This window comes from Polynucleobacter sp. MWH-P3-07-1 (assembly GCF_018687555.1).
Lineage (GTDB): Bacteria > Pseudomonadota > Gammaproteobacteria > Burkholderiales > Burkholderiaceae > Polynucleobacter.
Genome location: NZ_CP061296.1, coordinates 700,825 through 727,243, shown reverse-complemented (window position 1 = coordinate 727,243; position 26,419 = coordinate 700,825). Strand labels below are relative to the sequence as shown.

Genomic DNA, 26,419 nt, shown 5'->3' with positions numbered 1-26,419 from the left:
AATCAGCAAGACTTATTGCAAATAAGGGGTAGGGTTTACTGGCTTGCCATTGACGCGCAGCTCAAAGTGGAGCTGCACTGCATTGGTATCGGTATCACCCATCTCAGCAATCTTCTGACCCTTTTTAACAATATCCCCCTCTTTAACCAAGAGGGTTTTGTTGTAAGCATAGGCAGTTAAGTAGGTGTTGTCGTGTTTCACAATCACGAGATTGCCGTAACCGCGCAAGCTGTTCCCAGCGTAGACCACTTTGCCATCGGCAGCGGCTGTCACTGGCTCGCCGAGCTTACCAGCGATATTGATCCCTTTATTGCTTTCGCTAAAGTCCTGTGTCACCTTGCCCTTGGCTGGCCAAGCTAAACGAATGCCAGGCTCAGCAACCATTTCGGTTTTGCTGTCATCAGCCTTAGTTTCGGCTTTGCTGCTATCCGCTTTCGAGCTATCGACTGGGGCTTTCTTCTCCATTGGCTTAGCAGCCATTTTTGATCCTGTAGGCGCTTTTACCCGCACCAAATCACCCACCTCAATCAGATTGGGATTGAACTTGGGATTTTCTGCAATATTCCACTGCGCTACATCACGAGGCGCTTGGCCGTTATCCAAAGCAATGCGCGCTAGGGTGTCGCCCTTCTTCACCCGGTAATAGCCCGGAGGCGCAGGCTCACTCGCCCCACCAGAACGATCGACCACATTAGCAGGTTTAGTCCGAGGCACAGAACAACCAACCATGAAGATCATGGCAGATGAGAGCAATAGCGCTAAGACTGACCTGGACATGAAAGAAGGCCTTAAAAGGAATATTTTCATACTACCCCTGATTGTAAGGGGACAAAAAAGACCTCGTCCAGCACAGTCCTTTGATAGCGGTGGGAACTCATTCTCTCCACCATCACCAATTGTTGCTCTTTCTCATTCCTGGCTACGGGGGCAACCAAGCGCCCTCCAATAGCGAGTTGATCTAGCAAGGCATCTGGGATACCCAAGCCGGCAGCAGCGAGAATAATTCCGTCAAATGGTGCCGCTTGGGGCAAGCCCAAAATGCCGTCACCATAGATGAGTCGCAAGTTTTTAATCCGAAAGGGGCGTAGCTTTTCTCGGGCCAGATCGTGCAAAGGCCGAATGCGCTCAATGGAATAGACCTCTTGTGCAAGCAGACTTAAGACCGCTGCTTGGTAGCCACAGCCGGTGCCAATCTCAAGCACTTTACCCAGGGGATGTTTAGGCTTATGCAGAATCTCAATCATGCGGGCGACGACCGATGGCTTAGAAATCGTTTGTTGATGGCCGATCGGTAATGCAGAGTCTTCGTAGGCCTGAGGATGCAAGCCGGCATCCATAAAAGCATGGCGTGGCACAGTGGCAATGGCCTCAAGGGTTTTACCATGCTTGACACCTGCAGCGTGCACCTTAGCCGCTAAGGCTTGGCGATGCCCGGCAAAACGTTCAGCCGCTGATTTCAACCGCGATCCCAGCCATTGGCTCGCATTGCAGCCAAACGGGCATGATGGGTTAAATCGAGCTGCATTGGTGTAATCGAGATGCAGCCTTCATCAATCGCATGAAAGTCTGTCCCACTCGAGCTGTCTTTGGCATCACCAGCAGCACCGATCCAATAGATCGGTTCACCACGGGGGTTTTGTTGCACCACCACCGGTTGAGAATGGTGACGATTACCCAAACGGGTGACGCGCCAGCGATTGAGATCAGCATAGGAACGATTGGGAATGTTGACATTGAGCAAGGTTGCATTGCCCTCTTCTTTACTCAAGGGATTAGCAATCATTTGCGCGACGATGTCATGCGCTGCTTTAGCGGCATCATCAATCCGAGCCCAGCCCCGATCAATTTGCGAGAAGGCAATGCCAGGCACACCAAACATCACCCCTTCCACTGCAGCGGCAACAGTTCCAGAATACAAAACGTCTTCACCCATGTTCTCGCCCTGATTAATTCCGGAAACCACCAGGTCGGGCTTTTCATCTAAGAAACCGGTCATCGCAATATGCACGCAATCGGTTGGAGTGCCGTTGATGAAGATAAAGCCATCACGCTCACCACCGGCCACCCGATGAATCGAGAGTGGTCTAGAGAGGGTTAAGGAGTTGGAGGCACCGCTATGATTTTGCTCAGGAGCAATCACGGTAACTTTGCCCAAAGGGCGAATAGCGTTTACGAGGGCTAATAGGCCTGGGGCCAAATAGCCATCATCGTTGGAGATCAAGATATGCATCGGTCAATTATGCCAAGTATTTAGCTGGGCTCTAGGGGAAGAGTCCAGCCAAGCTTAGGCAAGGCGGCGCTTATCGAGCTCGCGGGAACGAATCCAAGCATACAGAACCGGCAGAACCAGCAAAGTCAGCAAGGTGGTAGTGACCATACCGCCCACAATCACCAAGGCCAGTGGGCGCTGCGCCTCTGAACCAATCGCATGAGAAATCGCAGCAGGCAAGAGACCCAAGCCAGCAAGTAAGGCCGTCATGACGACGGGGCGCATCCGCAAAGAGGCACCCTCCACGATCGTATCTTTGATGTCATGGCTGTCTGAACGCGACAGCTTATTAATATAAGAAATCAAGATCACACCATCCTGAATCGCAATCCCGAAGAGTGACAAGAAGCCAATGCCCGCTGAAATACTGAAAGTCTCACCCGTAATCAAGAGAATCAAAATACCGCCAATCGCTGCAAATGGCACGTTCAAGAGCACAACGAGTGCATCACGGAAATTACCGAAGGCGCTATAGAGCAATAAGGCAATCGCAAGCAGTGTTAATGGAACAATCATCATTAACTTTTTCTGAGCAATCTTCATCTGATTAAATTGGCCATCCCAAGTAATTCTGTAACCATTCGGTACGCTGACATTTTCATCAACAAGATGTTGGGCTTCTTTTACAGCGCTACCCAAGTCGCGACCACGTACACTGAACTTAATCGCAATATAACGACGGCCAGATTCTCGATAGATATAGAAAGGACCATCTGAGACAGCAACATTAGCCACCATCGTTAAAGGAACCCGACTGCCATCAGCAGTATCAATTAATAGAGAACGAATTGACTCAACGGTGTTGCGACTATCGACGTTGAGACGAACCGCCAAACCAAAAGTTTTCTCATTTTCCAGAACATTGGTGATGGGTGTGCCACCGATGGAATAGGCAACGAGATTTTGAATATCACTGACATTAATACCAAAGCGAGCGCATTTAGCGCGATCGATCTCAACGTTCAGCGTGGGTTGACCCAGCTCGGTGAAGATACCTTCATCCACAATACCGTTCACCCTGCGCAATTGCTTAATCACATCGCGGGCTTGTTGATCTAAAACCTCGAGATCATTACCGAAAATCTTGACGGAGTTCTCCCCCTTCACGCCTGAGAGAGCCTCGTTGACGTTGTCTTGAATGTATTGCGAGAAGGTGTAGTCCACGCCAGGCAAACCATTGAGATATTTTTCCAATCTCTTGACCAACTGTTTCTTACCGGCGCCTGCTGGCATATCTTGAGGCGCCTTAAAGTAAACGCCGAATTCTTGGTTAAACACACCCGTAGGATCCGTACCGTCGTCAGGACGACCAATCTGTACTGAAACATACTTCACTTCAGGCTGATTCTTAAACTCTTCACGAATTTGATTGGCTAGCTCAACTGAGTATTTCAGATCAACCGTGTTAGGTAAGGTGACACGTACCCAGAGATTATTCTCTTCCAAGGTAGGCAAAAACTCGGTACCTAATTGGGTAGCACTGATGATCGTAAACAAGAGCAAGCCGACTGCAGCCATTAACACCTGTTTAGGGCGATCTACTAGATGGCGCAGCAAGGGTTTGTAAACGCCCAACATCTTTTCCACAAACTGAGGAGGATGATGCTCTTCGCCTTCCTTGAAGATGTACGAGATCATCGCTGGCACGAAGGTCAAGCTCAAGATGATCGAGGCCAAGAGTGCGAAGCCCATCGTAAAGGCCATTGGACGGAAGATGATGCCTTCTACTCCACCCATGAGGAACAATGGTGAATACGCGGTAATGATGATGCCGGTAGAGAAGACCATGGCGCGCTGCACTTCGCTGGTACCCAGCACAATGCTTTGATTGAGCTTGGTGTGGCGCTCCTCTAAGTGGCGCATGACGTTTTCCATCACGATCACTGCCGCATCCACAATCACGCCGAAGTCAATCGCCCCTAAGGAAATTAAGTTGGCAGGCACATGGAATTGATCCATATTGAAGAAAGAAACGCATAACGCTAGCGGAATCACTGCAGCAACTACTCCGGCTGCCTTGAAGTTACCCAAGAAGATATACAGAATGATCAAAACCAATGAGATACCAAAGAACAAGGTGTGTTTTACCGTGTTCAAAGTGATATCCAACAGAACTTGGCGATCATAGAATGGGAAAATATCGATACCAGGTGGCAATAAGGAGGTATTGAGCTCCTGAATTTTTTCCTTCACCCGCTTAAGCACTTCGGAGGCATTTTCACCGCGCTTGAGTAGCACCACCCCCTCTACGGCATCTGGATTATCTTGATACTGGAACATGCCTTGGCGCAATGCGTTACCGACCACCACATCCGCCACATCACCAACCCGCACTGCTACTCCGTTATTCACCGCAATCACAATGCGCTTCATATCGTCAATCGATTGCAGCAAACCAACCCCACGCACCACGAGCTGCTGCTCACCTACCGGCAATAAGCCACCACCAACGTTCACGTTGGAGTTAGTCACCGCAGTCACCAACTGTTGTAGCGTCACATTTTTCGCTAGCAGTGCTCCAGGGGTAATGATGATTTGATACTGACGTGTCTTACCGCCAAATGAGGAAATATCAGGCACGCCCTGCACATGCTTGAGCTCTTTGTAAATCTCGTAATCCTGAAAGGTCTTGAGCGCCATTGGTGAGGCATAGGTGCTCTCGACCACATAACGCATGATTTCACCAGTGGCATCAGAATCTGGACTAATCGCAATCGATGCTCCCGCCGGCAGGGTCAAATTATTAATTGCACTATTGACCAGTTGACGGGCTTTAAAGCTATCTTCGCCGTCTTTAAATTTCACAGTCACTACCGATAAGCCAAATAAAGAAACAGAGCGGAAGACTTGGACGCCAGCAATACCAGCCAGGCTGTTCTCAACCGGGATCGTAATTTGTTGCTCGATTTGCGCAGTACTGGCACCAGGCCATTGGGCAATCGATTGCACCGTTAACGGGGCTACACCAGGATAAGCCTGCAGTGGGAGCTTCAGAAAGCTCGAGATACCTGCCGCAAGCAAACCTACGGCAAGGAGCAGAATCAGTAAGCGTCGCTTGAGGACGTTATTGATGTTCATGACTCAGCCTTAATCTTCTTCTCGAGCAAAGCGTTGGTTAAGCAAAGTAGCGCCTTTGATCAAGAGCGTTTGGTGCGGAGTTAAGCCATCGGTCACCGCAAACTCGTGATCATTCAACTCAAAGCCATACACTGGCAAGCGGCTGTAGGATTCTGGGCCGGTCTTGATAATCACAAAACGGGCATTGCGCGCTTGGATCAAAGCAGAAGTCGGAATGACAACGGCAGTCGTTGTGCCCACTTCCAAAGTGCCGGTTGCGAACATCTCAGGCTTGAGCAAGCCATCCGCATTTTCGATTTCACAACGGATCACTAAGGCATGGGTTGTTGGGTCAATCGATGCGCCCACATAATTGGCTTTCGCTACAAAGTCCCGCTCAGGAAATGCTTCCACTTTCAGATGGAAGATATCGCCCACATGGATCTTGCTGATGTCCTGCTCATAAACATTACCAACAAACCACAGGTTTTTAGGATCAGCAATCGTTGCTAGAACATCGCCTGTATTGAGATAAGCACCGGGATCGACAGCACGCTTAATCACTACACCTTGAATCGGTGCCCGAATCGGGAATGTCGGACTAGCAAGGCCAGTTGTTCTGAGTCTTTGAATGTCTTGATTGCTACCCCCCAGAATCCGGAGGTGATTAGCAGCGGCCTCTTGGGTATCTTTAGCATCTTGATACAAAGTGCCAACATCTGCTTTATTGAGTGCTGCCACCATCTTGGACGACAGAATGTATTCCGTTTGGGCAGATACGTAATCTGGGCTGTAGAAGTCCGCTACGGCATTGCCCTCTTTTACAACAGCACCATCAAAGGCGTAAATGCGCTCTACTCTTCCTGGCGCGCGGGCTGAGATGACTTTAACCCGCTCGGCGTTATAGGCCAAACGTCCTGGTACAGACAGCATGATGGGGGCAGTCGACTCGCCGGTCTGATAAAACTCAAATACATCCGGTGAGAGCGTTACGCCAGGCAATGAAAGATTAATGATGCCGGTCTTATCTACTGAAATCGTTTTATGTGCAGTAGCGCTGTCATCTTTGCTTGGCGCAAAGATCATGCCAATAATGACGCCCACCACTAAAGCGGCAACTAGTGAGGCAATCAATCGAAAGCGTGGCTGCGCCCATTTTTGTTTAGCAACTTCTTCAGCATGCTTGTAGAAATCTTGGCCTTTCGCTAAAGCTGCTTCAGCATGAGGGCGAGCCTTCTCCCAATAAGGTTTGAGCTTATCGAGATAGGGTTGTAATTTCTCTAGGTATTTTTTCAACATGGGCGTTCACCTATTCGATGGGGTCTTTACCAGCTGAGGCCAATAAAGCTGCCTGAGCTTGCAGTAAATTGCTTTTTGCAAGGGCTAATTGAATCTCTAAGGTTCTTAACTGAGTTTGGGCTGTGAGTAAATCACTGAATCCTTGACCATTGTTGGCGTACTGGGTAATCGCGACCCGATAGGCAGCATCCGCTTGAGGCACCTGACGGTCTCTTAAGAACTCAACATATTTCTTGGCTTGCTCATAGGTAGCATAAGCAGAATCGACCCCCAGAACCACTTGCTGTTTGGCGGCAACATCATTCGCTTCGGCAGCACCTTGGTTACGCAGGGCTTGCTCAACACCATACTTCTCTTTGGTGAAGAAATACAGCGGAATCACGATATCAAATTCCATCTGGTAATACATCTGACCATTATTGGAAGTAAACGGCCCACGATTCGGGGTGTACTGAGAAGCCACCACCTGAAAGTCGGGCAAGTAAGCTGCTTTAGCTAGGGTAACGCCCTTCTTCGCTGCTTCGAGCTGCAAATTGGTACTCTTCAAAATGGGATGAAAGCCTTCTGCGTAAGACTCTAGCTCCAGCAGTGAAGGAATCTTGCCCATTGCTGCACCGGCATCACCGCGTAAAGCAATCTTTTGACGGGGGTCGCGCCCGATCATGACATTGATGCTCTTATAAGCCACACTCAATTGACGCTCAAGATTGAACTTGTCAGACTCAGCAGAGCTCTGCGCAACTTGGGCATTGAGATACTCGACATAAGCAGCGGCGTGATTGCTGTAACGCGCCTTGGCAATATTCTTAATTAGTTCAGTACGAATGACGGTATCACTTAAGACTTTGAGTTGTTGTTGCGCAGCTAAGGTGCTGTAATACATCGTGGCTAACTGTGAGCCGAGTTGTAAATACAAATTATCGTTTTGTGCCTGAATCGATTCAGCACCCTTGTCGGCAATCTCAGACGCTAAGCTCTTCTTGCCTGGAAACTGAAACGGCTGGGCAAAGGAGTAACCATTCTGTCCGTTCGGATTGGTACCTGCGGTCCCTAATGCCAAAGGGGAACCGGCTGGCATGCCTGACCAAATCAAGCCGACTTGGGGATTGGCTGGTGCACCGATTTGCGGTACGGTGGCTTTAGCAGCAAAGTAGGATTCACGCGCAGCGATTAATTGCGGATTGTTGGCACGCAACTCATTCCACAGCTGGCGTAAATCCATCTCGCTGGCATTGCGTTTGGCATCGAGTGTTTTTGAGTCTGCTAATACTCTGCGTTCGGGTTCCGCTGCTGGAGCAGCAAGATTTGCACCAGAGCGAACTTCAACAGATGCCTTGCCGACATTATTGGTCGATGGGCTCGGCGTGGTGATGGCGAAGGGATCGGTTTGAGCAAAAGCAGTAAATGAGATAAAGGTGAGAGCAAGGACAAAACCAGCGCGCAGTGTTTGCGAACTTTGCAAGTTTTGTTTATTTAATAAATAGCTCAATGGTCTCTCTAGCTGCGTAATAGTGATCAAATCCAGCAATTAAGGCCTATAGTGCACGGATTATAAGGTAGAAATATGTATTTCCGATTAATAGTAAATTCTTAACTTATTGATTCTAAACACAATAATTAAAACTCGGCATGGACCCGAAAGGAATAGATCTGCACTGGGCCTCGAGCCGAGTTGTAGGCAGGGTTATTCACATGTTGGTAGTTCACTCCAAGCAGGACGTTCTTGACCAATAAGGCGTTGTAGTAAAGCTCGGCAATTTGCTCAGACTTATAAGTAATGGTCTGGCTTGGGCTGGCGTAATCGCCAATGAAATAAGAGACCCCGCCTGCTTGCAGATATTGACGTCGGTAGCTTGATAAGCCGTTTTGCATCATCGAGATACCAATCGTATCTTTCTCTCGATTCCAGTTCAGGCCATTAATGCTGGCGCCTACCGATAAAGAATTGTCAGCTTCTGTAAACGACATGGTTTCCGAATGGCCATCGGAGGTAAAGGCGCGCCCATAGATACCAACGGTATTGCTTAAAGCCTGCTCACCATTGATACCGATACCAGTTTTGAATTGCTCATTGGTGCGGACATTGTTGATCGCTTGGCTACCTTGGGCGTTGTTTTGCAGGACGTAATTCGTTGCATCCTGAAAGCGTGCCAAGACCATTTTGTTGCGATAAGCTAGAACACTCACCTTGCCGGGCAAACCGCCAATATTGTGCTGACGCTCGACCTCCACCTGATCGCCGTACGATTGGAAGATTTGCCAGTTCAAATCGCGTCCATTCGGATCTTTAGGCGCTAACATGCGAGCTGCACGCAAGACCCAGTTATCTCGATACCATTCACCCGCTAAGCCCCAGCTATAGCCTCGGGCATCCGCCGCATAGTCATAAGCTAGATAAGTCAAATTACCCCAGTTCATGAATTGAATGCGGGGATCCTTGGCGTAAGTACTGTCATCAAAAATATCGAGAACAGAAAACTGTCCGCCCGTCAGCACTACGCGATTGCTACTGACAATTTGAGAGATTTGGTTAGCTTCATCTGCCAGCTCGACTTTGTCACCCTCTTGATTAATAGTGTGTCGCACAAAGGCACGCGCTGAGTAAAACTTCGCTTGAGAGCCGGCCGCTTTATTGGCTTCACCGTTTGTAAAGCCAGCTAAACCAACCAATCCTGAAAATGGCACCCCTGAAAAGACCTCTGGGTTGAAATACACATCGGTATCCGGCAAGATTCGAGCGCCAAAGAACAATGTGCCAGACCAGGTGTAGCTCATCGACTTTTGGGCCGACATACTGTTCAGTCCAGAATAGGATGCCGTGAAATTGTTATAGCGCTGGTTGATATAGGTTGTTTGACCGTGAACATTCACCGGCATGCTGCCGATGGAATACTCGGTCGGAAACCAACTGATTGGCTGTTCGATACTCGATATTTGATCGGCGCCAGTCCCTGCTTTTTGGGCAAAAGCAGCAAAGCAAAGCGTACTGAGCAAGCAGGCAATGAGATAGAGGTGGAAACGCTTCAAAACAACCTTGCTTGTAAATAGGAATGATTCTCATTGTAAATGAGAAAATATGTCTAATTTGTGAAAAGTTGCCTAATTTACATTAAAAAAGGGCATCGACTGGCTGTCAGTGCACTACTGGTGGGCTATTTAGCCTAATGTGCGGCGATCCATCATGGCTCGGGCGAGTGTTCCCGCATCGACGTACTCGAGCTCACCACCCACCGGTATGCCCCTGGCAATGCGGGTGACCTTAATGCCTTTGGCCTTGAGTACTTCACCGATGTAATGGGCAGTGGCCTCCCCTTCGCTCGTGAAATTGGTAGCTAGTACCACTTCTCTGACAGGCACTCCGGCATCGGGGTTTTCAATTCGGATCATCAAACGATCAAAATGAATTTCATTGGGGCCCATGCCATCTAGGGGTGAGATGCGACCCATCAGCACAAAATAATTTCCCTTAAAGCTCAGGGTTTGCTCCACCATGATTTGATCGGCAGGTGTCTCCACAATGCAGAGCAAAGAGGGATCACGCCGTCCATCCGAGCAGGTAGAGCAAATCTGGTCTTCAGAAAAGGTATTGCAGCGCGCGCAGTGCCCTACGGTCTCGACTGCTTCACCAAGAGATTGAGCCAGTACTGCTGCACCATTGCGATCATGCTGCAATAAATAGAAGGCCATGCGCTGCGCAGACTTAGGCCCTACTCCAGGCAAAACACGCAATGCCTCGATTAATCGGTGCAATGCGTCTTGAGGAACTTCAGGGCGAGCCATCAGGGTTGATCAATGAGTAATTAGAAGGGCAACTTAAATCCGGGTGGCATTGGCATCCCTGCCGTTGCACCGGACATCAATTGACTACTCGCTGCTTCAACTTGTTTGAAGGCATCGGCATAGGCAGTCACGATGAGATCTTCAAGCATCTCGCGATCATCCATGGCGCCGGGTTCGATCTGTACCCGCTTAAGCTCATTCTTACCTGAGACCGTCACTTTGACTAAACCCGCGGCTTGGCCAGTCACTTCTAAAGCAGCAAGTTGATCTTGCGCTTTTTTCATCTTCTCTTGCATCTGCTGGGCTTGTTTCATCAAACCCGCAATTCCACCCTTCATCATCGTATTCTTCCTTAGTACGTATCAGTAGCAATTGATTTATAGCGGCTTTACAGAACCACCAACCACCTTCGCGCCAAACTCTTTTTCTAGCGCTTGGATAAACGGATCGGCTGCAATCATTTGTTCGGCAGTTTGTCTTTTCTCTTGATGAATCGCTGCATCAATCTTGGCCACACTCTTACCTTCGACTTCACCTTTTTCAATTGTGAGCTTGATGGGTTTACCAAAGTGCGCAGTCAACACTTCCGTTAAACGAGCTACAGAAGCATCCGATGCGAGCGAAGGTGTGGGAGTCACAATTGTGGCCTTAATCCCTGCCGCGGAATCGGCCCAATCTTGCAACTCAGTCTGAAAAGCGAGCTGCTGCACTAATCCCTTAATCGGTAAGGCACGCATCAAGGTATGCCAGTCAGGTCGCTCGCTCGATGCGGCCGGTGGCTTTGGGCTAGCTGGGGCGGCAGGAGCGGGAGTGAAAGCAGCAGGAGCAGCAGTTTTGATTGGTGCTGGAGCAGCCGCTCTGGGTTCACTACGATTGCTTGGCATTGCTGTTCTGGCTGGTGGCGCTGCAGGCCGCGAGGGAGTGGTATTTGCTCCATTGGCTTTAAGAGCTTGAGGCTCTGAGCCGGCAGGTCTAAATGCGAGCATGCGCAGCAAGGTCATGGCAAAGCCCGTTTGCTCATCAGGGGCAAGCGATAAGTCAGGTCGGCTAGTGATGCTGATTTGATAAAAGAGCTGAATCTCTTCTTTGGTAAAGACTTTGGCTAAACGGCGCACTTCTGCTGCCTCTGGCCAATCTTCTAATACCGACTCAGGAACAATTTGTGCAGCAGCAATCTTTTGGATCAAGCTCGATAGATCTTGCAGAGCTAATGAGAAAGACATACTGCGCTCACCCATCTCATTACTGATATTGAGTAAGGTCACGCCATCTTTGCTCGCGAGTGCATCCAGAATCTGAATCAAATACGCATCATCGAGTGTGCCGAGCATGCCGCGGACCGATTCTTCGGTGACTTTACCGGCGGCGTAGGCAATCGCTTGGTCTGTTAGGGATAAAGCATCGCGCATCGAGCCTTGCCCAGCTTTGGCAATCACGCGCAGTGCATTGGTTTCGTAATCGACTTTTTCTGCGGCAAGCACTTTCTCTAAGTGCTCAACAATCAGGGGTACTGGCATTTGCTTGAGATTGAACTGCAAGCAGCGCGACAGAATAGTGACGGGGATCTTTTGCGGATCGGTAGTTGCCAGAATGAACTTGACGTGCTCGGGTGGTTCTTCAAGGGTCTTGAGCATGGCATTAAAGGCATGATTGGTGAGCATGTGCACCTCGTCAATCATGTAGACCTTATACCTAGCGTTACTGGGTGCGTAGGCGGCTTTCTCTAATAGAGTAGCCATCTCATCAACGCCACGATTACTCGCTGCGTCCATCTCAATATAGTCAACAAAGCGACCTTGATCGATTGCCGTGCAAGCAGAGCATTTGCCACACGGTGTGGAGGTCATTTTTCCTTGACCATCTTCACCGATGCAATTAAGCGCCTTGGCCATAATGCGGGCAATCGTCGTTTTACCCACACCGCGAGTGCCAGTAAAGAGCCATGCGTGGTGTAAACGTCCCTGATCCAAGGCATGGGTCAAAGCCTTAACCACATGGTCTTGTCCTACCAATTCGGAAAAAGTTTTAGGGCGCCACGAACGGGCTAAGGCTAATGCGGTCATATTCTCCATTCTAACAAGCTAAAATGGAATTGGATGGGCCTCCCCGCATGGTGGGTTGGATAACCTGGTCAGGTCGGGAACGAAGCAGCCAAACCCAATTTCTGCCAGTGCCGGGGGTTTGGCTCATCCACCCTTCTTTTCAAGATCTTATGGCCGATGGGTTAGCAGCCAGTCTTTCAGTGCTAAATCAATTTTTGTCTGCCATCCTGCACCAGCGGCTTTAAATTGTTCAATGACTTCAGCAGACAATCGAATGGTTGTCAGTGTTTTGGGTGACTTACTCACACTACCAACCGGTCTTCCACGCAATCTTTTTGCAAAGGCTTTACGACCTTCTTTTTCTGAAACGATCTTTCCCTCAACACTCCATACACCACGCTGTAAATCTGCAGCACTAATTTCTGGAGCATCATCAGGATCAATCGACTCCTGTTGCGTATTCTTTAATTTCACGTTCATTTGCATACCTCATTGAAATGATTCTTCTCTTTCGACCTCTCGGAGTCCAAACCACTACCGTTAATCGATCATCCAAAAATCCAATGGCTATAAATCTTCTCTCGCCGTAACTCTTTCGCAGATCTTCAATGGTGTGAGTGGTGTGACTTAAGACTTCCCATGCTCGAGCAAAGTCCAAGCCACGCAACTCCAATGTTTGAGCTCTCTTTATAGGGTCAAACTCAATTAATCTATTTAATTGTAGTAACAAATTATTCAGCAATCAAGTATTTATTTGTAGTAACAAACAATTAAATGATGTGCAGAATGGCTAAGATTTGCCAGACGATCCAGATAAGAACTAAGACCAGGACGGTTCGACCGTCGAGCACAACCCTAAAGTACCGCGCCTGCTTGTGAGTACATTCCAATGCAACTTGCATGAACCCTCCTCTGTTTAGAAGGGTTCAGCGTATTAGCTTGGATTAGGAATTGGTAGAGTGAAAGGTTGAAAAGAGTGCAGGAAAGGTCCGATGATTTTCATCCGAGGAGTAGAACGCTTGTTCCGGCATTACCTAAAAAGTGAGACTGCTGTTTTTTGATACTGCTTCTGGCCTTGAGTAATTCTTCAAAGGCTTCATTCCCTGCTTTGAGGTCTTCACCAAAGTAATAGTTGCTGACCTTGGGGATGTAGTAATTTCCCTCAAGGTGGCGTCGTATAGTTTGCTTAATCCCGCCGCCAGACCCACTAGATCCATAGCCATGAATGACGACCATCGACTTAAAGCCAGCCTCATAGGCGGCATCAAGATAGGTCTCGAACTTATCAATAGCGTCTTCTATGGTTGGATAACCAAGCTCCATATTGAAAATCAGTGTTTCAGTTATCGCCTCTGGAGTTTGCGTGCTATCGCATAGACGACAGTTACCAATTAATTGGCGTTGTCCCCCGCAATCAAGGCACAAACACAGATAGGTTTTTTCTTTGGGCATTACTTTTATTCTTAAGCACTTCCCTTCATCATACAAAGGATTTAAGAAGTGGGCCCACCTAAAGCGTTGACTGATGCGTTATCCATCAAGGAAATCAGGAATCCGTGATTTCCTGATTTCCCTTCCCGCTTACTCTTACTGATAGTGGCGATTCATCGCAACTTGTTTCTTTTCATATGCGTCATGTTTTGTGTTCTTTGCTACAGCAAAGTAGGACAGGATCATCACAATGACTAGTGATAGGCCGTTAATGTTGTTTAGTAGTTCCATTTGATGCTCCTTTTTGTGTCGTTGATTTATCGTGCTACGGGTAATTCGTCCCACTGGGTGGTGTAGTTGGGTGATCGGTTACTAGACTTCATTTGCCACTGTTGTTTGGTGCCGGTGGTGGCGCTGCGTATCACGCCATTGCCAAATCGACTGTTGATTGCATCCATGGCTTTCATGAGATCGGCCGACTTGCCTCTGGTTTCCATGTCTTCAAATAGGGATTGCTGGGTGGTCGGTTTGCCGGAGAGCAGATTGAGTACGATGCCGGCTTTCTTGTACCGAAATCCTTTTTGATAGATTTGCTTGAGTCCATCAATCGCGGCTTCAGTCAGTTTGAGCGTGTTATCGCTTGGGTTCTCTAAAGCGATGGTGATGCTCTGTGCGTATTGGGGCTCGTTCTGCTTGTGTGGATTGGTTCTAATGAAGACACTGATCGCGCCTGTGACTGATTGTTGGCTACGGAGTTTCTCGGCTGCTCTGGCGGTATGGGTGGCAACGGATTCAGCAAGCTCTTCTAAGCTAGTGACTAATTTTCCAAAGCTGCGTGAGGCAATGATTTGTTGTTTAGCGGGCGCGACTTCTTCAAGCTTAAGGCAAGACACACCACGCAACTCATAGCACAGCCTTTCCATCACGACACCAAACTGTTGGCGCATGGTTTGGGGTGAGACTTGCAAGAGATCAAAGACCGTATTGATCTTCATGACCTGGAGTTTTTTAGCCAACTGCTGACCAATACCCCACACTTCTGCTGCAGGGGTCTCACTCATCCATTGATAGAGGGTTTCTTTGGGCATGCTATCGACATCACATACACCGGCAAACTGGGACTGCTTCTTAGCCAAGAAATTCGCAAACTTAGCCAAGGTCTTGCTAGCACCAATGCCAACACAAACTGGTAAGCCGGTTGTGTCTTTCACGTCTTGCTTAATGGTTTGGCCTAAGTGTGTTGCATCTGGATAACTCTGCAGTACGGATTCAATACGCAGAAAGCTCTCATCAATGCTGTAGACCTCAAGATTGGGGGTATAGCGTTTCAGTGTTTGCACAACCCGCTCACTCATATCACCATAGAGGGTGTAGTTTGAGGAGAAGGCTTGGATGCCGTGCTCCTCTGCAAGATCTTTCATCTTGAACCAAGGCGTTCCCATCTTGACGCCAAGTGCTTTGACTTCGGCACTTCTCGCTACAGCACATCCATCATTGTTCGAGAGCACCACCATGGGTACAGCTTCTAACTTAGGCTGAAAGACCCTCTCGCATGAAACATAGAAGTTATTCACATCGACAAGGGCGAAGAGTTGCTTGCTGGTCATAACTTGCCCCTGCTGCTAGCGTAGCTGTACTTGCGCACCACCCCTACGACTACACCCCAAATCTGTAACTCGCTACCTTCATTAAAGGTAATGGCTTCGTATTGGGGGTTTTCTGGTTGGAGCTCAATACGACCTCTAGCTTGGTAGAGGCGTTTGATGGTGTACTCGCCATCGACTACAGCTACCACGATGTCTTTATGTTTGGGTTTGAGGGCCTTATCGACGACAACCTTATCGCCGTCACAAATGCCTGCCCCCATCATCGAATCCCCCTTCACGGTGAACATGAAGGTGGCGGGTTTGTTCTGGACTAGATAGCGGTTCAAATCCAGGCCATCTTCAGCGTAATCAGCCGCTGGACTAGGGAATCCAGCCGAAATCCGGTGGCTCAGGAGCTTGAGCTCGTAGTCGTCAAAATGGACTGCTAAGCCTTGCGGGGCTTGGCTGAGGGTCACTTTTTGGGTTTGGCTCTGAATCGTCATATTCGTTAATATACTGTATGTTTATACAGTATAGGCAAAAACTCCAAAACTGGGGGTGTTTTTGTTGGTTTTTTGCTGATTTGCCCATATTTAGGCAATAAAAAACCACCCGAAGGTGGCTTTTTTAAAAATGATTTTGAATGATCATTTCCGATTTAGGAATAAATCCAGGCTTTGGCCAAGCAGGTTTAATAGCCTTGCCAATCACTAACATTGCCGCAATGGCATGGTCTTTAGGCAAATGAATCAACTCTGCAACCTTGTCAAAATCAAAACCTACCATTGGGCAAGAGTCATAGCCCATCGCTTTGGCAGATAACATCAAGGTTTGCAACATAATGCCGGCTGAGCGCATAGCCTCATCACGCTGGAGTTGCTCTTTGCCAGCATAAAAAGGGTGAATCCAAGGCACCAAAATATCTTGCGCCTCTTTTGGAGCATTAACCCAATATCTTGCTGGATCCTTTTCCCATGCTTTGATATCTACTGTCACAACAAACAACAGAGATGCATCAGTCACTTGAGCTTGGTCATTCGCCGCTTCGCGTAATTTTGCTCTCAGGGCTTTATCAGTGACATTGACTAAACGCCAATGTTGGATATTAAAAGAGGATGGAGCCTGCATTCCCAATTCAATGAGCTGATCAACCTCCTGCTGAGTCAATTGATGACTAGGATCAAAGTGCTTCACTGCCCTGCGTTCACGGATTGCATCAAATGTATTCATATTTTTCCTTAGGATGATTGTCTGAGATAAAAATTAGTCTTTAATTGGTGGAGTGGCAACTTATCTTCCCAAGTAATCGTTCTTACCAATTGGTACCCCGTTATGGCGCAAGATGTCATGTGCCGTAGCGACGTGGAAATAGAAATTGGGGATGATCCAGCTTAGAAGATATTGATCGCCTACAAACTCGAAGTTCCATTCAAAGATGGAGAACTTAATCTCTTTCTTTTCGCTGCCGTCGATTTGCTCTGGCTTGATGGTGTCAATGAATGCAATCGTCTTGGCAATGCGCTCATAGAGTTCAGCAAAGCTCGCTTCTTTATCTTCATACTTGGGTGGCTCAATTCCAGCTAAACGGGCAAAGCCATTCTTAGGCTGATCACAAGCAATCTGCACTTGCTTGGTCAATGGCAGCATGTCAGGAAAGAGTCTGGCCTCCATAAAGACTTTAGGGTCAATCTTGTGGGCAGTGGCGTGCTCTTCTGCTTTTTTGAGAATCGCTGACAGATTGGTCAACATTGCCTTAAATTGGGGGATCGATGCTTGGTACATTGATAAAGCCATTTGTATTACTCCTGGTGGTTGTTACATAAATACGAGTTTTTAAGTGTAATCCGACTTGACTACGCCTTGATTACGCTACTTGTGTGATCTGGCCAGTCGCTGAGATGAGATAGGCTTTGCTGGGCTTATCTTTCCGAATACGCTCTAACTCTTTTTGGTAGTTCTGCAACTGAGCTTGGTATTGCTTGTACTTCTCGCTACCCGCCTCTGGGATGCTCAGCTTGTAATCCAAGATCGCCAAGTGATCATCGAACTCTACTAAGCGATCCATACGATAGCTCCTACCTTCCTCACTCATAATATCGAGCTCATTCCAGGCTTGTAGCCACTTGCCTTCCGTGAGGTAGGGCCTGAGTTCATTGGTATTGAGTACGGTTTGGACATGCCCTTGCAGTTTTTGCGCCATGACCGGGTCAGTACCGAGCCAAGCCATGATCTCTTGAGCATTGGGAATCTCAGGCTTTGTATTGGTACCAGTTTGGGTAGTGAGGAACTCAAGCAGTTTATGGAAATAGGTGCCTTCATCGAGTAGCTCTGGATCGGGGGTTTCAGCTTTAGTTTGCTTGGGTTTATTCAATGTCCCATTCTCAATCTGGGCAATCTTCTCTTGATGACTTTGTTTGGCTTGATCCCAAACGATGTCAAAGTGGTCGATCTTAAATGGCATGCTACCAAGCTCTATTTGAGCTTTATCCCGGGCTGGATGCTCTATCTTCTCTTGTAGGTCCAGAGTATCGATATCCAGAACCTCTATACCAGCAGTGAGGGCTCTTCCATACCAAGAGCGTTCATTAATTCCTGTTTTGGTATTCGATTGCACGCCACTCATCCAGAAGCCTTGCTTGGCTCTGGTCATGGCAACATAGAGCAAGTTCCAGTTTTCATTTTGACTCACTTCATTCTCTTTTTGACGAATGCGTTCGCGCTCACCCGTTAAGGTCTTCTTGGTATAGAGCGAGAGATGACTGGGGGCAGCGTGTTCAGGCGACCAGTCCAGCAATACCCCGCGATGGGGTGCTTTCCACTCCGTATTATTAGCATCGAGCATGATCACAAATGGCGCTTCTAATCCCTTAGCACCATGAATCGTCATCAAGCGCACTCTTCTATGCCGCTCTTCTTCACTCATCTCGCTATCGAGATCGACTTCACCAATATCCTCATCCATTTCTGCTTCAGCTTCAACGTCGCCCTCATCAGGGGTTTCATCATCGTCACCACGGCGCATCGCATTGATCTCTTCAATGAAGCGACTCAAACTCGGGTAACGACCACCATCTTGATTTAACGCAAGTTCAAGGAAAGCATCAAGATTGGCTAGGACCTGAGCCCGTGCAAGGTTCTGGGCAGCCACTGCATAGTGAATTCGTAAATCACTTTCTTGATAAATCAGGTCTAGTAAGTCATGAACAGGCAGCACTTCTCCGAGACTGCGCCAATGCTCTAAATAGCGCGCTGCTTTCTGAATCTGCTTGTCCTGACTGGCTTGCAATGTATCCCACCATGAGCTGTAGGTATCTTGCATACTCATACTGAGTGATTGCATCTGCGCTTCGGTAAAGCTAAAGATGGGGCTACGCAATACTTGCGCTAATGGTAAATCGTGTCGTGGCGAGACCAAGACCGTGAGTAAAGCAATCAAATCATCAATCTCGAGGGTATTGAGTAGACCGCCTAGACGAGAGCTGTCATAAGCCAAGCCGGCCTCTCGCAAAGCTTGTTCAAATTGCGGCAAATACTCTCTGCGCTTAACCAAGAGAATGAAGTCACTGCCACGGGCTGGCCGCCAATACTCTTGACCGTCTTTTTTATCAACGACTTGTCGAGTGGCCATGATGTGATGAATCAGCTTGGCTACGTGCCTCCCTTCTTCGTAGCGCTGTTGCACGCCTAGCGTTTGTCCAGCATCTTGAATGGGTTTATCTAAAGCCGTACCGATACGCTCGGGCTGTTCTTTTTCGACTCGCTCAATTAAAGGCAGTAATTGGGCTTCTCCTTGCGTGACGAATACAGGTGCTGAAGCCTCAGCGGGCGGCGCTTTCCAGAGCGTGGTTTGTTCGCTGAACTGATAAGTCTCTGGCAATGGTCCCGCTAAGAAAACGGTATTGACCGCTTTATTTACTGCGGGTGCATTTCTGCGGGTTTTATTTTGCGAGAGTGCTTTGGCATCGAGGTACTCCACCAGAAACTCACGGGCACTATCGAATAGTCTGGGGTCAGCTCTACGGAATCGGTAAATCGATTGCTTAGGGTCGCCCACGATAAACACTTTAGGTTTATCGTCGCCTGCACTGTAGCCTGCGAGCCATGATCGCAGAATCTGCCACTGCAATGGATTAGTGTCTTGGAACTCATCGACCAAAATCTGTTTGTACTTCGCATCTAAGCGCGCCTGCAGATAAGCTGCATTAGTGGATTCGGCCATGAGCTTGCTCACACCGATTTCTAAATCATCAAAATCGCGCACCCGCATCGACTCTTTGACTTTTTCTAGGTGACTGAGCATCACTTCGCTCATCGCAAACCAGGCCACATTCATGTCATGCATGTGATGTTCACTCTCCCAGTCAAAGAAGGTATGGAAGGCTTCTACCCAATCATTGCGTATCCGAGTGATGATCGTGGGATCAATACTATTTTTGGTGTGATAGCTCGCCATCGGCGCACTCATCTTGGCAATGTCGGCTAATGGCGTTTTGTCTTTTGTCAGGAATAGACTTTGCCATTCATGAGCAAGGTCCATGATGGATCCACCAGCTTGATGGAGTTCCATGGCTTTTTCGATGAGGGCCGCCTTGCCTTTTTGTGTAGCAGTGCCATTACTAAAGCACTGATACAGCATTGTGAGATTGGCTTTGGTTTGTGGCTCTTTCCAGAACAACTCGAGAGGGTTAGGTTTTCCCAAGTGTGGCAAACAGGTCTTGAGATAGTCGACTGGGCTCAAGCCCTGTGCTCGGCAGGCATCTAGGAAGAAGGTCCAGGCGCCGCGTTGCTTAAAGAGGCTGTAATTACCCATCAGAAATTTCTGGGTCTCGTGAGCACCGAATGCATTTAATAAGGTGTCGTAGTGTTCCCTCAAATGCTGGGGTAAATCGCCCCACCAATCCTGCATACACTCTTCTTGGAGTCGCTTAGCATCTTCCCGCAGACTAAAGCCTGGCTGAATGTCGGCAGAGACTGGTGCCGCTTCTAGTAAACGTCCGAACCAGCCGTGGAAGGTATCGATCACAATCGCTTGTGGGCTTGCGAGCACCTTGAGGTAAAGCCCCTTGGCTTGAGCCAAATACTTTTTAGCCTCAGCCTCTTCAAGGCCCATTTTGCTGAGCTCTTTAGTCAGGGTGGCATCATCCGCTTGAGAAAAGTCTTCAAGTAACTTATACAGGCGATCGCGCATCTCTTGCGCGGCTTTGCGGGTAAAGGTCAGTGCCAGAATTTCTGCTGGCCTGGTGCCGGCTAGCAATAAACGCATCATGCGAGCGACCAAGAGCCAGGTCTTACCGCTACCTGCACAAGCAGAAACAATCACCGATTGATTTGGATCACAAGCGATTGGGTAGTTGAACTCTTCGCTCACCACATCCCCTTTCTGCAAATGCCACGCGCTTCGCAGTATTGGCATACGCTGTCGGGTGCAAAAGCTTTCATGGGTTTACGCGCCCACAACACTTCAAGATCCTTGTTCAGTTGTTTAGAGAACTCCTCCATCTTCAGCGGGAGTTCTTCTACTGGATGATCTCTAACCATCTTCTCTTCAGACTTCTTTAAATCTACCTTGAGAGTGACCCACTCGGCTTGCTCTACGGTTCTTCCAGATAAGTGAGCTGCTGAGGGATTTTCATTAGCTGCTCGAGCGTAAATCAGGAGCTGAGGATCATCTAAGACATTTTTGGAGCGCTCAACAATCTTTTTGATGGCTTGATTCTTGTAGTCAATGACAGCAGCTAGTGTCTTATCATGAATATGGATATCGAATCGATCAGCCCGACCTGCTATTTGAATATCGCGCTCGACTCCATCGGGATCAGTCAAGCGGATCGTAAAGCCAATCGGTAATTCAGCGTCGTGATACTGCCAGCCCTCAGCTTCACGTTTGAGCTGCCAGTCCACAAAAGTTGGGATTTGTTTTTGCCAATCGCGTAGCGTTCCCAACACTCTGGCATCACCAGCAATCAGACGTTCGAACTCTTTTTCAGAATATCGATTTAAGTGTGTTTCCATCCACTGGCGACGAGCATCTGTTCCTTGATCAATGATTGAATGGGGTTTACCCTCTTCCGTTTTCAGTGCTTGGAAGAAGTTTTTCAATAAAGCATGCAAGATCTGGCCCGCTAAAGAAGCATCAAAACCTTCTTCGAATTCTTTGGCTTTACGTAAACCCAATAGGCTGCTGACGTAATAACGATAGGGGCAATCCCGCAAGGCTTTATAAGCACTGGGTGTAACAGTCACTGGAATCGCTAAATTCGGATCGGGGGGGCTGACTGCCATCTGAATCGGATTCGATTTTCCTTCATAGGTTTCAGGGCAGACATCCTGCGTTGGCCAATCAATCTGAGCCTGCAAGCGCTGAATCCAGGCTGAAGGTCTGAGCGGTTCACCACTTTTACTCTTACTCTGCCAAAGCAAGTCGGTATTGGGACAAGACACTAAGAGACTCGAGAGGTCTCGGGCTTGCTGAACGTATTGCGCATTGATCGTAGAAGACTTTAAATAGCGATTGAGCGTATCCGAGAAAAATAGTGGTGGCTGTGAAAATGCAGGAAGCTGTTGCTCATCACAACCCACTAATACAACAGCATCAAATTGTCTGAGTCGAGTTGAGCTCAGCGGCAAGATACTCAGTGTTGCCAGCGCTTCTTTGCCCGCCTCTTCATACGATGCGTCTTCAATGACGGTTTTGATCAAGCTTAACCATTCCGACAAACTCATCTTCACTGCTTGGAATGGGCCATTACTCAAATTAAATTGTTCGAGTACTTTGAGTAATTGCTCTCCTGCTGAGTCGTGTTGAAGACCTTGTGCCATCCCGAGATCTTCAAGATTTTTGAGTAAGTGTTGATAAGCACTCGCGCACTCGAGTTGGGGCTGCTGCCAAACAAGGTGTCGTTTCTGAATGGCTTCAATTAAATCTAACAGTATTTGGTTAGCTGAGCCGCCATTAGCAGAGGCGTAGAGGTTGGCTCGCTCGATCGCCATCTTGAAAGTCTCCCAACCGGACTTGGCTTGACTCGCAATCAGAATATCTTCAAGTTGAGCAATCAATCCTGTACAGGTTTCGGGTGCTTGTTTGAGTGTGAGCGCCAAATCAAAGTATGGATTTTGCAAGAACTCCAATAAGGCACTAGCACTAGGACCTTCTTTGGGGGCTCGGATTAACTCCAACCAGCTATCCAAGGCTGCCGCGGCTCGCGTGGTCGATAGCTTCCAACCGGTTTCATCGCGAATGCGTAGTCCATCTCCGAAGCGTCCTAATAGCGCGCGTGTTCTTCTGGCTGCTAAACGGTCTTGCGCAACCAATGCAATATTTTGTTTGCCATTGATTAAGTGTTGTTCAATGGATTTGGCTGCTGCCCAAGCGAGCTCTTCAAAACGTCTAGCTGCCAAGAGTTGCCACTCATCATGACGCTGGATTTTTAGGTTCTGACGAATTTGTGAATCGATTGTTTCATTAGCGGGTGCAATATTGCCCTCTTGATCTTCGCCTGTAAGCGCCTCAGACCACAATGCGACTGTTTGCCAATCCTGATCAATTTTGACTACTGGTGCATATTGAGCGTAGCTCTCCAAATAGCGAGCAATCAGCTCTTGTTCAATGGGTTTGGGATCAGCGGTTTGTACCCAAACTAGGGGTCTGGCCTGCGCTTTTGTATTTACATGATTCTTTGCTGCTTGCAGATGTGCTGCCATCGCCAAGTGTTTACGAAGTACAGGATCATGCACGCTGCTGAGATAACGCCAGAATGTCAGCAGCACTGCAGATTCTTGATCAACGACGTTACGCGATAGCCCAACATACGCTTTAGCAATGGCTTGATCTAAGACAAGCTCTACTTTTTTGAGCCATTGCTCGGTATCAATCGATTGCCCTTGCACTAATGCATTAAGCTCGTTTTGCAATTGTGGGATGACGGCTTCCGTTAAGGCATCACAGGCATCAATCACTGCTTGCGCTAAGCCCCACGCTCCGGCTTCACTCTCCGCCTTGAACCAGCTTTGTAAGATTTTGTGTTTACGCAGATTGACATAGACACTGAGCCAGCGCTCCAGATCAGATGGTTTCTTGGAGAACTTCCATGCTCCGGGTGCTGACTCTAGCCAGTCACTCATACTGATTACTTGTGGCAAGAGTGCAATCTGGGGATTGAGATCTTTGGGTCGTTGCTGCTCTAGAACTTTTCTCAGTCCAATGAGCGGTCCTGCAGTACTGAGAACGACCAAGGGTCTTTGATTGGTGTTGATGGCGCATTCCCAAATGCCCTTGGCCAGTTGCTCCAATGCCTTGGCATTGGGTTCGATAGCCCAAGTGTTCACTTGTTTTTCAGCATTGAGGGTTGGGAAAGGTTGCGGCATTAGGCTGATGTTTTAGGGCTCGGTTTTGGTCTAAATCGGTATTTTGGGCAGAAAGTGTGGCTTATTGCTAATATAAGCGGTGTAGCTCGATTACTAAATAAGTCTAGATAAGGAATTTTCATGAGTGCCGGCATTAAACACGTAACAGACGCTTCTTTTGAGCAAGACGTCCTCAAGTCCGATAAACCTGTATTGCTCGACTTCTGGGCTGAATGGTGCGGTCCTTGCAAAATGATCGGCCCTATCCTTGAGGAGCTCTCAGGTGAATACGGCGATAAATTGCAAATCGCCAAGATGAATGTGGATGAGAACCAAGGTGTTCCAGCCCAATTTAATATCCGCGGCATTCCGACCCTCATTTTGTTTAAAAACGGTACGGTTGCTGCTCAAAAAGTAGGCGCCCTGGCTAAATCCCAGTTATCCGCCTTTATTGACAGCAATATCTAATCATCCCGGGTCACAGGCTCTCTGACTGAGCCTGTGATGGTGGTGTTTTACCCTTTTTGTGTTTTTAGGTCTGTTTTGGTGTAGTATTTCTCTATAGTACAAATCCAGCACTCATCTGTGCTTCGATTTTCTGATTCATCTCCCCCACTTTTCTTGATCTCTTTCTAGTACACATTCCCCAAATTGGTTTTCCGGTAACAAGCGCTTGTCAGATCTCATCTAGACAAAACCCAAGCCAAACCCTTTCCTTTTATCCATACCCCATTTATCACCCCCGAAGAACGCTATGCAATTAACTGAACTTAAAGTCCTCCACGTATCCGCCCTGCTTGAAATGGCAGCCAGCCTGGAGATTGAAAACACCCAACGGATGCGCAAACAAGAATTGATGTTTGCCATTCTCAAGAAACGCGCGAAGTCTGGCGAGACTGTCTTCGGTGATGGCACCTTAGAGGTATTGCCGGATGGCTTTGGTTTCTTACGCTCTCCAGAAGCCTCTTATATGGCTTCTCCAGACGACATCTATATTTCCCCTGCGCAGATCCGCCGCTTTAACTTGCATACCGGTGATAGCGTTGAGGGTGAAGTACGGACCCCTAAAGATGGTGAGCGTTACTTTGCTTTAGTCAAAGTCGACAAGATCAATGGTCTAGCACCAGAGGCCCTCAAGAACCGCATCATGTTCGAGAACCTCACACCACTTCACCCTAATCGTGTGATCTCTTTAGAGCGCGATATCAAGGCAGAAGAAAACCTTACTGGCCGCATCATCGATATGATCTCGCCGATTGGTTATGGTCAGCGTGGCCTTTTAGTTGCATCACCTAAGTCTGGTAAGACCGTGATGATGCAGCACATTGCGCATGCGATCTCTGCCAATAATCCCGATGCTATCTTGATCGTTCTACTCGTAGATGAGCGTCCTGAAGAGGTTACTGAAATGCAACGCTCGGTGCGCGGTGAAGTTGTCGCCTCTACTTTTGATGAGCCTGCAGTGCGCCACGTTCAAGTTGCCGAGATGGTGATCGAAAAAGCCAAACGTTTAGTTGAGATGGGTAAAGATGTGATTATCTTGCTCGATTCGATTACCCGTTTAGCGCGCGCTTACAACACCGTTGTACCTTCCTCAGGCAAGGTGCTCTCCGGTGGTGTGGATGCCAATGCTTTGCAACGTCCAAAACGTTTCTTTGGTGCGGCTCGTAATATTGAAGAAGGTGGTTCACTCACCATCATCGCAACTGCCCTGATTGAAACCGGTAGCCGTATGGATGACTTGATCTACGAGGAATTCAAAGGTACTGGCAATATGGAAGTCCACCTTGAGCGTCGTTTGGCTGAGCGCCGTGTTTACCCTGCGATCAACCTGAATAAGTCTGGCACCCGTCGTGAAGAGCTCTTGGTCAAGGCCGAGAACCTCCAGAAGATCTGGGTATTGCGTAAATTGTTGGCCGATATGGACGATATTGAGGCGATGAACTTCATCGTGGATAAGCTCAAATCGACTAAAAACAACAGTGAATTCTTCGATTTAATGCGTCGTGGTGGCTAAAAAGGGGCTGTTTTACCCTTTTTCCACCTTAGGAACCGCGCTTTCTGATTGATTTCATGGCATAATTTTGCCTTTGCTGCTGTCAGAAGCGCTTTTAACTTGGGCAAGTATTTGGGTTGTTTAACCTAAACGGCTACCCGCTAATAGGAATCATTATGAAACCAGGCATCCACCCAGAATATCGTGAAATCGTCTTCGTTGACGTTTCCAATAACTTCAGCTTTAAGACTCGCTCCACTATGTCTACTAAAGAGACCATCAAGTGGGAAGATGGCAAGGAATATCCATTAGCCAAAATCGAGATCTCTTCTGAGTCACACCCTTTCTACACTGGTACCCAGAAGATTATGGATACCGCAGGTCGCGTTGAGAAATTCCGTCAGAAGTTTGGTACCAAAGCCGTTGCTAAAGCATCCGGTGATGGCGCTGCTAAGACTGCTGAGAAAAAAGCGGCTGCTGCAGAAGCGAAAGCGGCTGAAAAGCCAGCGAAGAAGCCTGCTGCTAAGAAAGCTTAATTCTTCAAGTACGCAATACTTGCGAGATAATCAAGGCAGCGTTTGCTGCCTTTTTTATTTGGTTTTTGTGTATTTAGAGC

Annotated in this window: 23 protein-coding genes, 1 other RNA gene and 1 pseudogene; 4 read left to right on the top strand and 21 right to left on the bottom strand. The window is 48.1% G+C overall.

The window, feature by feature from the left end; translation table 11 throughout:
* Positions 1 to 12 precede the first annotated feature (12 nt).
* The 10 genes and pseudogenes from ICU98_RS03805 to dnaX all read right to left on the bottom strand — a co-directional run bounded on the left by ICU98_RS03805 (position 13) and on the right by dnaX (position 12,468).
* Positions 13 to 777, bottom strand: coding sequence for a peptidoglycan DD-metalloendopeptidase family protein (locus ICU98_RS03805; RefSeq protein WP_215352836.1), 765 nt, complete (start codon positions 775 to 777; stop codon positions 13 to 15).
* 26 nt (positions 778 to 803) lie between these two features.
* Positions 804 to 1,427: pseudogene (locus tag ICU98_RS03800) on the bottom strand (protein-L-isoaspartate(D-aspartate) O-methyltransferase); the annotation flags it as partial.
* Between the two features lie 29 nt (positions 1,428 to 1,456).
* Positions 1,457 to 2,230 (bottom strand): 5'/3'-nucleotidase SurE, encoded by a 774-nt coding sequence (gene surE / locus ICU98_RS03795; protein WP_215335513.1) that lies wholly within the window; start codon positions 2,228 to 2,230, stop codon positions 1,457 to 1,459.
* A 54-nt stretch (positions 2,231 to 2,284) separates the two neighbouring features.
* Positions 2,285 to 5,347 (bottom strand): efflux RND transporter permease subunit, encoded by a 3,063-nt coding sequence (locus ICU98_RS03790; RefSeq protein ID WP_215352835.1) that lies wholly within the window; start codon positions 5,345 to 5,347, stop codon positions 2,285 to 2,287.
* Between the two features lie 9 nt (positions 5,348 to 5,356).
* The gene (locus ICU98_RS03785; RefSeq protein WP_215352834.1) at positions 5,357 to 6,625 is read right to left on the bottom strand and encodes an efflux RND transporter periplasmic adaptor subunit; all 1,269 of its coding nucleotides are present in this window, start codon (positions 6,623 to 6,625) and stop codon (positions 5,357 to 5,359) included.
* Positions 6,626 to 6,635: 10 nt separating this feature from the next.
* The gene (locus ICU98_RS03780) at positions 6,636 to 8,087 is read right to left on the bottom strand and encodes a TolC family protein (protein ID WP_251365386.1); all 1,452 of its coding nucleotides are present in this window, start codon (positions 8,085 to 8,087) and stop codon (positions 6,636 to 6,638) included.
* Positions 8,088 to 8,242: 155 nt separating this feature from the next.
* The gene (locus ICU98_RS03775; RefSeq protein WP_251365385.1) at positions 8,243 to 9,652 is read right to left on the bottom strand and encodes a carbohydrate porin; all 1,410 of its coding nucleotides are present in this window, start codon (positions 9,650 to 9,652) and stop codon (positions 8,243 to 8,245) included.
* Between the two features lie 129 nt (positions 9,653 to 9,781).
* A complete protein-coding gene (recR, locus tag ICU98_RS03770; RefSeq protein WP_215352833.1) occupies positions 9,782 to 10,405 on the bottom strand; it encodes a recombination mediator RecR in 624 nt (207 codons plus the stop codon).
* 20 nt (positions 10,406 to 10,425) lie between these two features.
* Positions 10,426 to 10,746, bottom strand: coding sequence for a YbaB/EbfC family nucleoid-associated protein (locus ICU98_RS03765; protein ID WP_215352831.1), 321 nt, complete (start codon positions 10,744 to 10,746; stop codon positions 10,426 to 10,428).
* 36 nt (positions 10,747 to 10,782) lie between these two features.
* Complete coding sequence (dnaX, locus tag ICU98_RS03760) at positions 10,783 to 12,468, bottom strand: DNA polymerase III subunit gamma/tau (protein ID WP_215352830.1); 1,686 nt, start codon at positions 12,466 to 12,468, stop codon at positions 10,783 to 10,785.
* 32 nt (positions 12,469 to 12,500) lie between these two features.
* Here dnaX and ffs point away from each other — a divergent pair.
* An RNA gene (gene ffs, locus ICU98_RS03755) (signal recognition particle sRNA small type) lies at positions 12,501 to 12,599 on the top strand.
* A gap of 16 nt (positions 12,600 to 12,615) precedes the next feature.
* On the opposite strand, the gene ICU98_RS03750 is transcribed toward ffs, so the two are convergent.
* From ICU98_RS03750 to ICU98_RS03710, 11 genes are all read right to left on the bottom strand, one after another.
* The gene (locus ICU98_RS03750) at positions 12,616 to 12,927 is read right to left on the bottom strand and encodes a BrnA antitoxin family protein (RefSeq protein ID WP_215352829.1); all 312 of its coding nucleotides are present in this window, start codon (positions 12,925 to 12,927) and stop codon (positions 12,616 to 12,618) included.
* Positions 12,887 to 13,105, bottom strand: a complete 219-nt coding sequence (locus ICU98_RS03745; protein WP_371818446.1) for a BrnT family toxin — start codon at positions 13,103 to 13,105, stop codon at positions 12,887 to 12,889. The genes ICU98_RS03750 and ICU98_RS03745 overlap by 41 nt, the downstream gene beginning before the upstream one ends.
* A gap of 112 nt (positions 13,106 to 13,217) precedes the next feature.
* On the bottom strand, positions 13,218 to 13,349 hold the full coding sequence (locus tag ICU98_RS08945; RefSeq protein WP_256441007.1) for a hypothetical protein: 132 nt from the start codon (positions 13,347 to 13,349) through the stop codon (positions 13,218 to 13,220).
* A 97-nt stretch (positions 13,350 to 13,446) separates the two neighbouring features.
* Positions 13,447 to 13,899: a Smr/MutS family protein gene (locus tag ICU98_RS03740; RefSeq protein ID WP_215352828.1), complete on the bottom strand. Its 453-nt coding sequence runs from the start codon at positions 13,897 to 13,899 to the stop codon at positions 13,447 to 13,449.
* Between the two features lie 135 nt (positions 13,900 to 14,034).
* On the bottom strand, positions 14,035 to 14,169 hold the full coding sequence (locus ICU98_RS08940; RefSeq protein ID WP_255880031.1) for a hypothetical protein: 135 nt from the start codon (positions 14,167 to 14,169) through the stop codon (positions 14,035 to 14,037).
* Between the two features lie 26 nt (positions 14,170 to 14,195).
* Complete coding sequence (locus ICU98_RS03735; RefSeq protein WP_215352827.1) at positions 14,196 to 15,485, bottom strand: Y-family DNA polymerase; 1,290 nt, start codon at positions 15,483 to 15,485, stop codon at positions 14,196 to 14,198.
* The gene (locus ICU98_RS03730) at positions 15,482 to 15,967 is read right to left on the bottom strand and encodes a LexA family transcriptional regulator (protein WP_215352826.1); all 486 of its coding nucleotides are present in this window, start codon (positions 15,965 to 15,967) and stop codon (positions 15,482 to 15,484) included. The genes ICU98_RS03735 and ICU98_RS03730 overlap by 4 nt, the downstream gene beginning before the upstream one ends.
* A 124-nt stretch (positions 15,968 to 16,091) precedes the next feature.
* Positions 16,092 to 16,694: a nitroreductase family protein gene (locus ICU98_RS03725; RefSeq protein WP_215352825.1), complete on the bottom strand. Its 603-nt coding sequence runs from the start codon at positions 16,692 to 16,694 to the stop codon at positions 16,092 to 16,094.
* A 60-nt stretch (positions 16,695 to 16,754) separates the two neighbouring features.
* The gene (locus ICU98_RS03720) at positions 16,755 to 17,258 is read right to left on the bottom strand and encodes a DUF1993 family protein (protein WP_215352824.1); all 504 of its coding nucleotides are present in this window, start codon (positions 17,256 to 17,258) and stop codon (positions 16,755 to 16,757) included.
* 70 nt (positions 17,259 to 17,328) lie between these two features.
* Positions 17,329 to 20,832 carry an exodeoxyribonuclease V subunit beta gene (locus ICU98_RS03715; RefSeq protein ID WP_251365384.1) on the bottom strand — a complete coding sequence of 1,168 codons (3,504 nt, stop codon included), beginning with the start codon at positions 20,830 to 20,832 and terminating at the stop codon, positions 17,329 to 17,331.
* A complete protein-coding gene (locus ICU98_RS03710; protein WP_215352820.1) occupies positions 20,829 to 23,828 on the bottom strand; it encodes a PD-(D/E)XK nuclease family protein in 3,000 nt (999 codons plus the stop codon). Before ICU98_RS03710 ends, ICU98_RS03715 begins: the two co-directional genes overlap by 4 nt.
* Before the next feature lie 120 nt (positions 23,829 to 23,948).
* Here ICU98_RS03710 and trxA point away from each other — a divergent pair, with 120 nt between their 5' ends.
* From trxA to ICU98_RS03695, 3 genes are all read left to right on the top strand, one after another.
* On the top strand, positions 23,949 to 24,275 hold the full coding sequence (trxA, locus tag ICU98_RS03705; protein WP_112294739.1) for a thioredoxin TrxA: 327 nt from the start codon (positions 23,949 to 23,951) through the stop codon (positions 24,273 to 24,275).
* A gap of 286 nt (positions 24,276 to 24,561) precedes the next feature.
* The gene (gene rho, locus ICU98_RS03700; RefSeq protein WP_215352819.1) at positions 24,562 to 25,824 is read left to right on the top strand and encodes a transcription termination factor Rho; all 1,263 of its coding nucleotides are present in this window, start codon (positions 24,562 to 24,564) and stop codon (positions 25,822 to 25,824) included.
* Between the two features lie 155 nt (positions 25,825 to 25,979).
* Positions 25,980 to 26,339 (top strand): type B 50S ribosomal protein L31, encoded by a 360-nt coding sequence (locus ICU98_RS03695; RefSeq protein ID WP_215352818.1) that lies wholly within the window; start codon positions 25,980 to 25,982, stop codon positions 26,337 to 26,339.
* The last annotated feature ends 80 nt before the right edge of the window (positions 26,340 to 26,419 follow it).

Excerpts from the sequence above, each read along its gene's own strand:
- ICU98_RS03805 (WP_215352836.1), bottom strand. The coding sequence starts at position 777 with ATGTCCAGGTCAGTCTTAGCGCTATTGCTCTCATCTGCCATGATCTTC.
- surE (WP_215335513.1), bottom strand. The coding sequence starts at position 2,230 with ATGCATATCTTGATCTCCAACGATGATGGCTATTTGGCCCCAGGCCTA.
- ICU98_RS03790 (WP_215352835.1), bottom strand. The coding sequence starts at position 5,347 with ATGAACATCAATAACGTCCTCAAGCGACGCTTACTGATTCTGCTCCTT.
- ICU98_RS03785 (WP_215352834.1), bottom strand. The coding sequence starts at position 6,625 with ATGTTGAAAAAATACCTAGAGAAATTACAACCCTATCTCGATAAGCTC.
- recR (WP_215352833.1), bottom strand. The coding sequence starts at position 10,405 with ATGGCTCGCCCTGAAGTTCCTCAAGACGCATTGCACCGATTAATCGAG.
- ICU98_RS03765 (WP_215352831.1), bottom strand. The coding sequence starts at position 10,746 with ATGATGAAGGGTGGAATTGCGGGTTTGATGAAACAAGCCCAGCAGATG.
- dnaX (WP_215352830.1), bottom strand. The coding sequence starts at position 12,468 with ATGACCGCATTAGCCTTAGCCCGTTCGTGGCGCCCTAAAACTTTTTCC.
- ICU98_RS03750 (WP_215352829.1), bottom strand. The coding sequence starts at position 12,927 with ATGAACGTGAAATTAAAGAATACGCAACAGGAGTCGATTGATCCTGAT.
- ICU98_RS08945 (WP_256441007.1), bottom strand. The coding sequence starts at position 13,349 with ATGCAAGTTGCATTGGAATGTACTCACAAGCAGGCGCGGTACTTTAGG.
- ICU98_RS03740 (WP_215352828.1), bottom strand. The coding sequence starts at position 13,899 with ATGCCCAAAGAAAAAACCTATCTGTGTTTGTGCCTTGATTGCGGGGGA.
- ICU98_RS08940 (WP_255880031.1), bottom strand. The coding sequence starts at position 14,169 with ATGGAACTACTAAACAACATTAACGGCCTATCACTAGTCATTGTGATG.
- ICU98_RS03735 (WP_215352827.1), bottom strand. The coding sequence starts at position 15,485 with ATGACCAGCAAGCAACTCTTCGCCCTTGTCGATGTGAATAACTTCTAT.
- ICU98_RS03730 (WP_215352826.1), bottom strand. The coding sequence starts at position 15,967 with ATGACGATTCAGAGCCAAACCCAAAAAGTGACCCTCAGCCAAGCCCCG.
- ICU98_RS03725 (WP_215352825.1), bottom strand. The coding sequence starts at position 16,694 with ATGAATACATTTGATGCAATCCGTGAACGCAGGGCAGTGAAGCACTTT.
- ICU98_RS03720 (WP_215352824.1), bottom strand. The coding sequence starts at position 17,258 with ATGGCTTTATCAATGTACCAAGCATCGATCCCCCAATTTAAGGCAATG.
- ICU98_RS03710 (WP_215352820.1), bottom strand. The coding sequence starts at position 23,828 with ATGCCGCAACCTTTCCCAACCCTCAATGCTGAAAAACAAGTGAACACT.
- trxA (WP_112294739.1), top strand. The coding sequence starts at position 23,949 with ATGAGTGCCGGCATTAAACACGTAACAGACGCTTCTTTTGAGCAAGAC.
- rho (WP_215352819.1), top strand. The coding sequence starts at position 24,562 with ATGCAATTAACTGAACTTAAAGTCCTCCACGTATCCGCCCTGCTTGAA.
- ICU98_RS03695 (WP_215352818.1), top strand. The coding sequence starts at position 25,980 with ATGAAACCAGGCATCCACCCAGAATATCGTGAAATCGTCTTCGTTGAC.